Origin of the sequence: Pragia fontium DSM 5563 = ATCC 49100 (genome assembly GCF_900112475.1) — a bacterium.
GTDB classification, from domain to species: Bacteria; Pseudomonadota; Gammaproteobacteria; order Enterobacterales; family Enterobacteriaceae; genus Pragia; species Pragia fontium.
This window is the reverse complement of the sequence record NZ_FOLW01000009.1, coordinates 140115-152543: the sequence shown is the minus strand read 5'-3', so window position 1 is coordinate 152543 and position 12429 is coordinate 140115. Positions and strand designations below refer to the sequence as shown.

Here is a 12429-nt window from a genome sequence, read left to right as displayed (position 1 = left end):
GCCTGAGAATCGGTGCCGCTGGAATTGGCATGGAAGTACTTGGTACCGGTGTTCTTAATATTGGTCACGGCACTGTTGGTGGCGTACAACTGGGAGCCATTCACCGCATCGGTACTACTGCCCGACAAACGACCCGCCGCCACATTGGTGATGGTGCGTTCCTTACCCACACTGCCCACACTCACGGTGCTGGTTGGTGTTGCTCCGGCAAACACATAATCAACATCATTCAGTTTAACGCCTTTAGTCGCTACCGCGGCCGCGGTTAACGAACCTGCCCCCAAAGCGATATCATTAATATTGTTGGCCACCGCACCCGTACCGATAGCCACCGCATCCTGACCACTCGCCTGAGAATCAGCTCCGGTAGAATTGGCATGGAAGTACTTGGTGCCAGTGTTGTAAATATTCGTTACCGCACTGTTGGTAGCAAACAGCTGGGAGCCATTCACCGCATCAGTACTGCTGGCCGACAGGCGACCCGCCGCCACATTGGTGATGGTACGCTCATTCCCCAAGCTGCCCACGCTGACGGTGCTGCCGGGCGTTGTTCCGGCAAATATATAGCTGGTGCCGTTCAGCGTCACGTTTTTAGTCGCTACTGCGGCCGCGGTTAACGAACCTGCGCCCAAAGCGATATCATTAGTATTGTTGGCCACTGCACCCGTACCGATAGCCACCGCATCCTGACCACTCGCCTGAGAATCAGCTCCGGTAGAATTGGCATGAAAGTACTTAGTACCGGTGTTGTAGATATTCGTTACCGCACTGTTGGTAGCAAACAGCTGGGAGCCATTCACCGCATCGGTACTGCTGGCCGACAGGCGACCCGCTGCCACATTAGTAATGGTACGCTCATTCCCCACGCTGCCCACGCTGGCCGTGCTGGTTGGCCCACCGCCAGCAAAAATATAATGGAGGCCGTTCAACGTCACATCTTTAGTCGCTACCGCTTTCTCGGTTAACGAACCGGTGCCTAGGGCAATATCGTTTTCATTGTTGGCCACAGCACTCGTGCCGATCGCCACAGCATTTGCTGCACTGGATTTAGACCCGGAGCCGATAGCTACAGCACGTAATGCACTGGATGCAGCCCCTGAACCGATAGCAACTCCATTTATGCCACTAGCTTTAGAGGTGTAACCAAGAGAAAGGCTAGATTCGCCAGCGGCGTTAGCACCAGCACCAATTGCCAGAGCATTGCTTGCTGTCGCTTTGGAGGACACGCCAATTGCCTGAGATCCGCTGCCCGATGCTTCAGTGGCATAACCAAAAGCCACTGAGTCTCTTCCCGTCGCAAGAGAGGCAACCCCAAAAGCAGATCCCCCCATTCCCGCCTTAGAATAGGCCCCTACGGCAGTAGAGAGAAGGTCAGCAGTAGTGGCGTTATCGCCAATAGCAACAGAAGCACCAACGGCCTTAGCGTTATTGCCTATCGCTACGGCTGAAACATTTTTACCATTAATCTCTTTATTTCCAGCACCAACACCCGATACAAGCGTGTAGTTAGCTGCGTTGGCTCCTGTTCCAATAGCCACGGCCTTACTATCAACGCTTGAACCACCTCCGACGACATAAGCCCATGCAGATGTGGACATCATGGCAACAGATAATGCGCTAATTACCGCAGATTTTGCCAACCGTAATGCGCTTTTTCCTTTCCCTTTTGCTTTAGCAAATTCACTGACTGCGGTCCATATTCCTAGGCTCACATTCCAGACCAAACGATATACTGTATTCATCTCTTCCCCCCCAGTCCCTTCGATAAAAAGACAGGCTTATTCCTTTAAAAAATTATTTAGGTGTACTCAGGAACAGCAGCTCTTTCTGAATCAGACTCCGTTCCAGCGAATCATTATTCAAATGCGATACATAGCGCTGATATAATTCCATGGCTTGCTGTGGCTGGTTTATTACGTATTGGTAATATCCCCCCATAAAGAATACCGTCTGGGTTACCGCATCAGCTTTTTCCTCTACCCGGTTGAAAGTGATACCGTCGATCAGCTGAAATATTTCCTTTGCGCTACTTTTCCCGGCATAAATATCTGCGATGGCCGACTCATATGCAGAAGACCACTTATAATTTGCAACCTTGTCAGTCAGCTTTCGTTGTAGTGCCGCCTTACCTCCACCTCCCTGATAGGTTCTGGCGGTTAACCATAAATCCCACAAGTGGGCATAATCTTGTTCACGTCTGTTACCGTCTTGCTGCAGTAAATTAAATGCTCGCTGAGCCTCTCCATAACGCCCCAACGCAGCCAGATTAACAGCAGAAGGTACGGCAATGTCCTTTGATATCTCAGTCCCTTTCAGCACATCATATTTCTGACGTGCATCACTGTGATAACCGGTAAGATCATCGTTAATCGCCTGCTGGAATATTACCGCAGGCGTTTTGTCATTAGCCGTAGCCACACAGGTAAATAAGGAAAACAGCAGAACACTCAGTACTTTTCTTACTGAGTTTTTATCAGGTAATATAAACATAATATTTCTATCCCAGAGTGCGTCGTCTTAATAAAAGCCATCAGCGATTTTTCTTTTAATAATTAAAAGAATGAAAAATCATCCATTGTTAATAACTGACATGACGTTCAAAGCATCATTTTCAGCGTATATCGATATGCCAGAGTCCTGTTAGAATCGCAATCCAGCAGACCACATTCCATTAATCATTCTGGAAATAAGTTTATTTATAAAATTATTTTTTAGGAGACTATTTATTTAGCTAAAAGATGAAAGCCCCTTTTCTATTAACAGGTTTATTTTAGGCAAGATACTCGAAAAAATGATAATTGTTTTAACCGATCAATTAAATCGATATGATAGCTAATGACTATTATAATTTATTAATCGATCGTTAAGTTCTATTACCATTTTTAGGTATTTATCGGCAACCCTAGTATCACCCTGCAAAAAAAATAAAAATAACCAATTGAAATTTAATGCAAACCACAAAAAAACAAAATAAAATAAATAAGTAACATCATAAATAGTTAATAAAAAAAATAATAACTCATGGAATTAAATACACAGTAAAAAATATCACGCTAAATATATAAAAAAATTTCACTCGTAATTTCATATTAAAAAACACTCAAATAAGATTAATTTTTTGTGTTTACATTAAAAACACCAGACTGAGAATTCTATTTAGTAACACTATTTTAAACATCCTGCCAACTCATCACCTTCTCAATATCCATTTTAAGTTCATTGATAAAATCAATTAGAATGCAACTCAACTAGCTATACATTTCTATTCTCCCTAACACAAAAGCCTAGGTGAAAATCTCTTCCTCTTATGCCAGAAAAGTGAATAAAAGAACCACAGCCACAACTAATCATTGGCCAAATCTGAAATCAATACTCAATCTTTCAGGTCATAATTAAGGTAGTAAAAAATGTATGAAAGCAAAGGTAAATACTGGCTGAGCGGGTGAATGAAATGTTAACAATGAAATGATTGCAGACACGACCGGTAGAGAGGAATCGGGAGAGAAAGAGGATGAATGAGCTGTCGATATTAATAATGCGCCTGCTGGCGCTAAAATACAAAACGCCCGATGTATTCCATCGGGCGTTTTAAAAGCAGAGAAAGTGTCAGATTATAGCAACACTGCTACCTAACTTGCTTATTCAGCAAACCGAGTTTTTCTACCAGCTACATCTTTTAACCAAGCTGCGACGCGCTGCTGCTGTTCTTCACTCAGCCACATACCTAACTTGGTACGACGCCAAATCACATCGTCCAGCTCCAGAGCCCATTCTTTAGCTACCAGATATTCCAGCTCGGCTTCATACAGGTCATGACCGAAGTCTTCACCCAGGTCAGCCAGACTATTTTTGTTTTCCAGCAGCATTTCGGTACGTGAACCATAAGTCTGGGCATAGTGAATCGCCAGCGTATCAGGTAACCAATCGTGCTTACGGCGTAGCTGAGCCGCATAGCTATTGCGATCGGTACCCATATCACCACCAGGCAGTACACCGTTTTTGGTCCATGCTGGGCCGATACCCGGATAATAATGAGCTAACTTCTCCATCGCGTGTTCAGCCAGCTTACGATAGGTCGTCAATTTACCGCCGAATACTGATAGCAGCGGTGCTTTGCCAGCATCATCAGCAACTTCCAAAGTATAATCACGAGTTACCGCCTGAGCAGAATCAGACTCATCATCACACAGTGGGCGAACGCCGGAATAGGTCCAGACAATATCATCTTTGTTCAGCTGCTTTTTAAAGTGATCGTTATACACTTTCAGCAGGTAATTCACTTCATTATCGTCAATCTTCACATCATGCGGGTCGCCATGATATTCCACATCGGTCGTACCGATAATGGAGAACTCACCCAACCATGGGATAACAAAAACAATACGGTTATCTTCATTCTGTAAAATATACGCTTGCGGCTGATTGTGTACTTTTGGTACCACAATATGGCTGCCTTTAATCAAGCGAATACCGCGTGGTGATTTTAGCTGTAGGCCATCATCATAGAACTGTTTCACCCATGGGCCGGTCGCATTCACTAGGCCTTTGGCACGCCAGGTCAGGGTTTCACCGGTGGTTTCATCATAAGCTTCCACTACCCAGATACCCTCTTCACGCCAGGCGCGGGTCACTTTGGTACGGGTACGTACTTCACCACCTCGCTCAACCACTTCCTGAGCGTTCAGAACGACCAAGCGGGCATCATCCACCCAACAGTCAGAATATTCAAAGCCACGGGTCAACTCCGATTTTAACACCGAGTCCGGGCCAAACTTCAGACCGTTACTGGATGGCAGACTGGTTCGTTTGCCCAAATGATCGTACAGGAACAAACCAGCACGAATCATCCATGCCGGACGTAAATGCGGCTGGTGAGGCAAGCGGAAGCGTAATGGGAACGCAATATGTGGCGCTAAGCGCAGCAGCACTTCCCGCTCGGCCAATGCTTCACTGACCAGACGGAATTCATAATGCTCCAGATAGCGTAATCCACCATGAATCAACTTCGAACTGGCCGAGGAGGTTGCACAGGCTAAATCCCGGGCTTCCAACAGTAGAACGGAAAGCCCACGTCCGGCAGCATCAGCTGCAATACCTGCACCATTGATTCCACCGCCGATAACTATTAGGTCTTTGGTTTCCATTCTATTACCTCTTTATGCTCGCAAGAGCTCATAATGTTCGATTTCGAGCATTATTGTAGACAAAAGCAATCAGCTTAGCTAGCAATTAACCAAATAAAAACATTTTCGCGTGATCCAGATAACATTAAAACCACAATAAATTAAAGGGTAATTTGCTGCTTTATAGAAGATTATTATTTGACCGATAAGTTACCTATAGACATACCTGCCATAAAGTACAAGGTTATTGATGGTCTATATCACAGCAAAGAACCGCCGTAAGGCAGTGGTTGAGGTAAAAAAGTGGATTAGAGATAAAAAACAGGAGGGAAAATCAGCAGATAACCCGTAAAAAATAGGTGCTACCTGCCGATAGTTTAATTAGCAGAGTTCCAACTTCACATCGTACTGTTTGATAATACTCATTACGCTGGCTGGCGGTTCTTCATCGGTAAACAGATAATCAATCAGCCCCATATTGCCTAAATTGACCATCGCATTACGGCCAAACTTGGAGTGGTCGGTTACTAACATCACGCTACGTGAATTCTCAATGATTGCCCGCTTAGTACGTACCTCATGGTAATCAAACTCCAGCAGGCTACCGTCCATATCAATACCGCTAATGCCCAGAATGCCGTAATCCAAACGAAACTGGGAAATGAAATCCAGCGTCGCTTCGCCAATAATACCGCCATCACGAGAGCGCACTTCACCACCGGCCAGAATCAAACGGAAGTCGGGTTTACCGGTCAATAAGGTCGCCACATTCAGGTTATTGGTCACCACTCGTAAGTTTTTATGGTTGAGCAGCGCGTGAGCCACGGCTTCTGGCGTGGTACCGATATCAATAAACAAAGTGGCGCCGTCTGGAATATGAGCGGCTACGCGCTCAGCAATACGGGCTTTCTCGGCCAACCACATCACTTTACGATCGTGATAGGCGGCATTCACCGCGGAACTTGAAGGTAAAGCGGCCCCGCCGTGATGACGTTGAATTTTGTTTTGATCGGCTAACTCATTCAAATCGCGACGAATCGTCTGCGGACTAACGCTAAAATGTTCTACCAGCTCTTCGGTACTGACATAGCCATGCTTACGCACCAGATCAATAATAGACTCATGTCGTTGAGTTTGTTTCACATCGAGACCCTAAACGCGTTTATCCTGACGCGCCCTTTGTTATTGTTTATTAATACCTTTTAGAAGCTCGGGTATCCCACCATGCCAAAGCCAAACCGACGGCTAATCCACCCACATGGGCGGCATTGGCTACCGAAATACCAAACATATCGAAGTAGCCTGCAATTAACCATACGATGGCAAATACCATTAATGAACGCTGCATAAAGACGCCACGCTCCGGCGCACGCTCACCGGACAACCAACAATATCCCATTAATGCATAGACTACACCGGACAAACCACCGAACAAATGGCCGCTAAATATCGCTTGCCCATATCCGGATAAAATAGCCGATAGTAGCGTTATCTCTAATAGTTTTCCGGTACCAAGGCGTTTTTCCAACGGCCCACCAAGATACCACCACCACACCAAATTAAAGAGAATATGTAACAGAGAAAAATGTAAAAAAGCATGGCTAACCCAGCGCCATACCTGAATATATTGGCTGCTGTCCGCCGGATAGGCAAGTAAGTTCAGTAAAGTTTCATCGCCAAAAATCTGCATCAAGATATAAACAACAACACAGATAGCAATAACCGCAAACGTCAACGGGCCAGCCTGTTGGCGCAGTGTCGATAGGGTATCAGAACGATGATAGGTAATATTGGCATCCAGATCCCCTGACTGCCAACTGGCTGCCAAATAGCGCGGATCGGTAGGATTATGAATAAACTGCTCCAGTTCCTGACGAACCATAGGTTCCGCACTTTCATCAGCTAACCATAGCTCCACCTGATCGTGCTGGTGACGCATTTCAATATCGACGTTAAGGGTCGCCATATAGTCAACAAAGGCCTGAGCCATACGAGGATTAGAGAAAGCAATTAACTGAAGCATCTACACTCACTTAAAAATTAACCCAACAATTTAGGTAAAGAATAGCCAGTCTGACAATATATCATCCAGTGATATGTCAGCCATTGAAGCATTAGTTACGCAATAAACTTATTGATACCGGCATAATTTATCACATTAAACCTTATCCTATTAGAGGTTATCTTAATAACGCCGCCTCTAATCATAGATAGACTCAAGTAAATCCGGTAGAAATGAAAGATGTAGGCTGGATGGCGGTTGAGTTGGCTATCGGGTAATCGCCCAATAGCCTTAAAAACCAGTAAGACTAAGACGTGATGATATTCTGCGGATAATGACGCTGCCAAGACTCAAAGCCACCTTCAACGCTATATACTTCTTCAAACCCCTGATTAACCAAGTACTGGGCAGCCCCTCGGCTACTGATGCCGTGATAACACATCACCAAAATAGGATGACTGAAGTCGGTCTGCTGCATAAACCCATTCAAGGTAGAGTCTGTCAGGTGTATCGCTTCAGGTACATGGCCTGACTGAAAGCTGTGGGCATCGCGAATATCGACTAATGATACCTCACCCTGTTGTAAACGCTTAAAAGCATCATCGATGCTAATTGTGCCGAACTGTTCCATAATCTCGCCATACCATAGTAAAACACTCAACTATTATAGCGGTATTTTGAATATCAGGTATAGATCTGAATACACCATTTTCAGGCAATAAAAAAGGCGGCTTAATTAAGCCACCTTTTCTCAACTCAGCATCAAAGCTCGATTATGCTTCAATCGCCACACGCAGTTTTTTCATGGCGTTCTTTTCAAGCTGGCGTACACGCTCGGCAGACACACCATAACAGTCAGCGAGTTCCTGTAATGTTGCTTTGGTCTCATCATTATTGAGCCAGCGAGCACGTATAATATGCTGACTACGATCGTCCAAGCCACTCAGAGCCTGAGTCAGCTTATCAGCTGCGTCGTTGTCCCAGTTTTCATCTTCAATGCTTTCAGCAAAATCAGACGTTTTATCTTCCAGGAACATCGCAGGAGCCACAGCGCTGTTTTCATTGTCTTCATCAGGAGATATATCAAAAGCCATGTCCTGTGCCGCCATGCGGGATTCCATTTCAAGTACATCTTTACTTGAAACCCCCAGCTCACGGGCAACCAGTTCAACTTCATCCTGACTAAACCAGCCTAAACGCTGCTTAGACTTACGCAGATTAAAGAACAGCTTACGCTGAGCTTTAGTGGTAGCAATCTTTACGATGCGCCAATTGCGCAATACGTATTCATGAATTTCAGCTTTAATCCAGTGAACCGCAAAGGAAACCAGACGAACGCCAACTTCCGGATTAAAACGACGAACCGCTTTCATCAAGCCAATGTTACCTTCCTGGATCAGATCAGCCTGAGGTAATCCATAGCCTGAATAGTTACGAGCGACGTGAACAACAAAACGCAGATGGGACAGAATCAGCTTTTTCGCTGCCGCCAGATCGCCGTCATAATGCAGCCGTTCAGCCAGATCGCGTTCCTCATCCGCAGTTAACATCGGATAGGTATTGGCAGCCCTGATATAGGCCTCCAAACTACCTTGGGGAACCAGAGCCAAAGTTCGCATTTCTTTAGTCATTCAAACCCTCTCATAGAGAAATCAATCATTGGTAATTTTGATACTGTTTACCCGGATAATCCACCGGAACCAAACGTAAAGGGCTCTACCTTGCCGTTGTTGCTTACTCGTTTTTAGACTTGAATCTCAACCATAAGTTCCATCTGATTGAGTCATTTTGTGCTGTATGTCATCAGATAATGCAGACGATGTTTATCTCTTCCACACTATCCGGCACAACCCAAACCATAACAGCATCTCATCACGTAGCACAACTTTTATAGTATAACAAAATTAATTTATCTTGGTGTAAATTGGCGTAAATGTCGCACCGTTGCCAACCATGCAGCCACCCAACCAATCATGGCTGAAACCACCAGCAGTAACAGGCTTTCATCCCAACTTAGGCCCTTGATGGAAAACAGTGTGCCAAACACCTTTGCCGTTTCCGCCACAGCGGAATCCAGCGACCAAACCAACGCCTGAGACATAATCAGCGACAATACGGCACCCAATAATCCCAGTAACATCCCACCATTCAGGAACGGCCGTAGAATAAATCCGTCGGTAGCACCGATCAATTTCATAATACTGATGGTATCGCGACGGCTGAAAATATTCAGTCGAACACTGTTACCAATCACCAAAAACACGGCAACTATCATTAATACCGCAATCGTACCGGCGATATTTCCAACCAGTTTGGTTAACGCCGATAAACGAGAGAACCAGCTATCATCGGTTTTTACATCGTTCACGCCCTGAATCTGGCGTATTTCTTCCCGCAGTTTTACTAAGGCATCCGAACTAAGACCATCCGCTTTAGGGGAAACAATCGCCAACGCTGGCAGCGGATTATCGCTAAGCATATCCAGCGCACTACCAAAGCCTGACCACTCCCGGAATTCATTCAAGGCATTATCACGGGAAATATAGTTAACCTTCTCAACGCCACTCAACCCGTTAATCTGAGTGATAACGCCTGCCGCCGCCGACTCATCCAGTTTCTTATCCAGATAAATGGTAATTTGCGGCGTTGGGTACCACTGGGTCGCAGCCTGATTCACATTCTTCCATACCAAATAGCACAGGCTCGGCAGCGTCAACGAAATGGCAATCACCATAATCGTCAAAAATGTCGCCAGCGGCTGACGCAGCATATCAACAAAGGTATTCTGCCAGGCGTAGCGCCACTGTTCGCGCCATCCTCCGGTACTGCGAGACGGTACATTGGTTTTATTCCCCGCAGATGAAGCTTTTTTTACCTGACGATTAGTACCGCGCATCGGCATCCCCCCCGCTTAAACGACCGTGGGAAAGCGTCAGCACTCGGTAAGAACGACTGGCAATTAGCCCGCTATCATGGGTGGCCATCAAAACCGTCACGCCGACTCGGTTAAACTCCTCAAACAACCGCAGAATACCGGCCGACAGTTCATCGTCCAAATTCCCGGTAGGCTCATCCGCCAATAATACCGAAGGTTTATTCACTACCGCCCGGGCAATACCTACTCGCTGTTGCTCACCGCCGGAAAGCTGTACTGGGAAACACTTGGCTTTATCCAGTAGCCCGACTTTATCTAACGCGGCGGAAGCACGACGACGGATCTCTTCTGGACTGGCGCCACAGATAATCATCGGCAATGAAACATTGTCATACACCGTGCGGTCGGCCAACAGATTATGATCCTGAAAAATCATACCGATCTGGCGGCGTAGAAAAGGCACTTCAGCATGCTTCAGGCGGCTGACATCGTGGCCGGAAAACCAGATGTGGCCATCGCTGGGGCGTTCAATACCACAAATCAGCTTAAGTAACGTACTCTTACCGGCACCGGAATGACCGGTTAAGAAAGCCATTTCAGCCTGTTGCAGATGGAAGTTAACCCCCTGCAATGCCTGCTGGCCGCCTAAATAAGCTTTGCTGACTTGTTCAAAACGAATCATCGTTTTAATCCTCTCGGGCGAAAAGCGCTTCTATAAAATCATCGGCTTGGAAAGGCCGTAAATCCTCAATACCTTCCCCTACCCCAATATAACGAATAGGTATACCAAACTGGTCAGCAACGGAGAAAATCACCCCGCCTTTTGCGGTACCGTCCAGCTTAGTTAAGGTAATTCCCGTCAAGCCAATGGCTTCATCAAATAGTTTAGTTTGGCTGATAGCATTTTGACCGGTACTGGCGTCAATCGTCAGCATAATTTCGTGTGGTGCATTCTCATCCAGCTTTTTCATCACCCGCACAATTTTCTTCAACTCTTCCATCAGGTGCGATTTATTCTGTAACCGCCCGGCTGTATCAGCAATTAATACGTCAACGCCGCGGGACTGCGCCGCCTGAATGGCATCAAAAATGACCGAGGCTGAATCTGCGCCAGTATGCTGTGCCACCACCGGGATCTTGTTACGCTGCCCCCAGACCTGTAATTGCTCTACTGCTGCGGCGCGGAAAGTATCACCTGCGGCCAGCATGACAGATTTGCCTTCAGCCTGAAACTGACGAGCCAACTTACCAATAGTGGTGGTTTTACCTACACCGTTAACCCCAACCATTAAAATAACAAACGGCTTATGGCCGGTGACATCCAGCGGTTGCTCAACTTTTTGCAGAATATCTGCCATCTCTTCTTTTAGCTTGCCATACAGCGATTCTGCATCCTTAAGATCGCGGCGGCTGGCGTGTTCAGTCAAAGAAGCGATGATTTTACTGGTGGTATTGACGCCAACGTCGGCGATCAAGAGTTGTTCTTCCAGTTCTTCGAACAAATCATCATCAATTCGCTTACCGCGAAACAGACTGATAAAACCAGAACCCAGATTCTGTTTAGTTTTTAACAGGCTGCGTTTTAAGCGAGCAAAGAAGCCTTCTTTGGTTGGTCTTTCCTGCTCTTGCTGTTCAAAAGAGTCCTCTAACGCTTGTTGCTCTTCTTCCTCGATAATCTGCTCGGGGTCTTCAGCATCGGTTCGCTGGGCCTCAGCGGCCAGAGCTTCATCGATTTCTTCATCTAATGATTCGGTCTGATTGAAAACCGGCTCATCAACCACATCAGTATCATCGTATTCAGCCTGTTCATTCTGTTCGCGAGCCGTTTCCACTTCATCATCTGTCGCGGTCAGTGCAGTCTGCGGCTCAGCGGCCAGCGTCTCAATAACCTGAAAAGCCTGTTCACGAGGCTCAACCAACGGCGTTAACGGATCGTCATAAGTTTCCTCTGGCGCACCGGCTTCCGCCGTCTGTTCCAAATGGAGTTCTGGCGTAACATCGGTATCAGTGGCGGCGGCATCAGCATTAGCGCGATCGGTATGCTCAGAAATGGCATCGGTAACCGGTTCTGAAGCAGGTAATAAATCATCAGACTGTTGCTGTTCAATTTCTTGGGTTAATTCTTCCTGTTGCTTAACCTCTTCATCCTGACGGTTAAAGCCTAACCAGGAAAATAAACCGCGTTTTTTATTTTTTGCCATAGTTGTAACAACAACCTCCACCCTAGTATTACGCACACTTACAGATAGCTTAAGTCTAACACTCATCAAGGAATGATAGATATCAATTCGCTATTTGAATCACTGTTATCTCTGAAGCCTGATATTTTAACATCCATCGGATTAAAATCATTCAATCCTTACTCCCTCAATAAGATAAATCAGAGTTAATCCTCGGTGACATCCATTCCTGCCAAACATCATTCACCG

General features: G+C 46.0%; 10 protein-coding genes. All 10 read right to left on the bottom strand.

The genetic code is table 11. From position 1 onward, the window contains the following. A partial coding sequence (locus BMZ28_RS13435) for an ESPR-type extended signal peptide-containing protein (protein WP_302846873.1) occupies positions 1–1742 on the bottom strand: 1742 nt, incomplete at its 3' end. Positions 1743–1794: 52 nt separating this feature from the next. Further along, on the bottom strand, positions 1795–2490 hold the full coding sequence (locus BMZ28_RS13430; RefSeq protein WP_074823937.1) for a hypothetical protein: 696 nt from the start codon (positions 2488–2490) through the stop codon (positions 1795–1797). Positions 2491–3638: 1148 nt separating this feature from the next. Further along, the gene (gene glpD, locus BMZ28_RS13425) at positions 3639–5144 is read right to left on the bottom strand and encodes a glycerol-3-phosphate dehydrogenase (protein WP_047779628.1); all 1506 of its coding nucleotides are present in this window, start codon (positions 5142–5144) and stop codon (positions 3639–3641) included. Positions 5145–5504: 360 nt separating this feature from the next. After that, a complete protein-coding gene (locus BMZ28_RS13420; protein WP_047779627.1) occupies positions 5505–6266 on the bottom strand; it encodes a DeoR/GlpR family transcriptional regulator in 762 nt (253 codons plus the stop codon). Positions 6267–6315: 49 nt separating this feature from the next. Next, the gene (glpG, locus tag BMZ28_RS13415) at positions 6316–7146 is read right to left on the bottom strand and encodes a rhomboid family intramembrane serine protease GlpG (protein WP_074823933.1); all 831 of its coding nucleotides are present in this window, start codon (positions 7144–7146) and stop codon (positions 6316–6318) included. A 286-nt stretch (positions 7147–7432) separates the two neighbouring features. Next, positions 7433–7756: a thiosulfate sulfurtransferase GlpE gene (glpE, locus tag BMZ28_RS13410; RefSeq protein ID WP_047779625.1), complete on the bottom strand. Its 324-nt coding sequence runs from the start codon at positions 7754–7756 to the stop codon at positions 7433–7435. Positions 7757–7898: 142 nt separating this feature from the next. Then, positions 7899–8756 (bottom strand): RNA polymerase sigma factor RpoH, encoded by an 858-nt coding sequence (rpoH, locus tag BMZ28_RS13405; RefSeq protein ID WP_047779624.1) that lies wholly within the window; start codon positions 8754–8756, stop codon positions 7899–7901. 278 nt (positions 8757–9034) lie between these two features. Continuing rightward, positions 9035–10021, bottom strand: coding sequence for a permease-like cell division protein FtsX (gene ftsX, locus BMZ28_RS13400; RefSeq protein WP_074823929.1), 987 nt, complete (start codon positions 10019–10021; stop codon positions 9035–9037). Next, the gene (gene ftsE / locus BMZ28_RS13395) at positions 10008–10682 is read right to left on the bottom strand and encodes a cell division ATP-binding protein FtsE (RefSeq protein ID WP_047779623.1); all 675 of its coding nucleotides are present in this window, start codon (positions 10680–10682) and stop codon (positions 10008–10010) included. The genes ftsX and ftsE overlap by 14 nt, the downstream gene beginning before the upstream one ends. 4 nt (positions 10683–10686) lie before the next feature. Further along, entirely contained in the window at positions 10687–12201 is a 1515-nt protein-coding gene (ftsY, locus tag BMZ28_RS13390) for a signal recognition particle-docking protein FtsY (protein ID WP_074823925.1), read from the bottom strand. Positions 12202–12429: the final 228 nt, after the last annotated feature.

What these genes read in the sequence shown, in the direction of transcription:
- ftsX (WP_074823929.1), bottom strand. Translation starts at nt 10,021, where the DNA reads ATGCGCGGTACTAATCGTCAGGTAAAAAAAGCTTCATCTGCGGGGAAT.
- glpG (WP_074823933.1), bottom strand. Translation starts at nt 7,146, where the DNA reads ATGCTTCAGTTAATTGCTTTCTCTAATCCTCGTATGGCTCAGGCCTTT.
- ftsY (WP_074823925.1), bottom strand. Translation starts at nt 12,201, where the DNA reads ATGGCAAAAAATAAAAAACGCGGTTTATTTTCCTGGTTAGGCTTTAAC.
- glpE (WP_047779625.1), bottom strand. Translation starts at nt 7,756, where the DNA reads ATGGAACAGTTCGGCACAATTAGCATCGATGATGCTTTTAAGCGTTTA.
- ftsE (WP_047779623.1), bottom strand. Translation starts at nt 10,682, where the DNA reads ATGATTCGTTTTGAACAAGTCAGCAAAGCTTATTTAGGCGGCCAGCAG.
- rpoH (WP_047779624.1), bottom strand. Translation starts at nt 8,756, where the DNA reads ATGACTAAAGAAATGCGAACTTTGGCTCTGGTTCCCCAAGGTAGTTTG.
- BMZ28_RS13430 (WP_074823937.1), bottom strand. Translation starts at nt 2,490, where the DNA reads ATGTTTATATTACCTGATAAAAACTCAGTAAGAAAAGTACTGAGTGTT.
- glpD (WP_047779628.1), bottom strand. Translation starts at nt 5,144, where the DNA reads ATGGAAACCAAAGACCTAATAGTTATCGGCGGTGGAATCAATGGTGCA.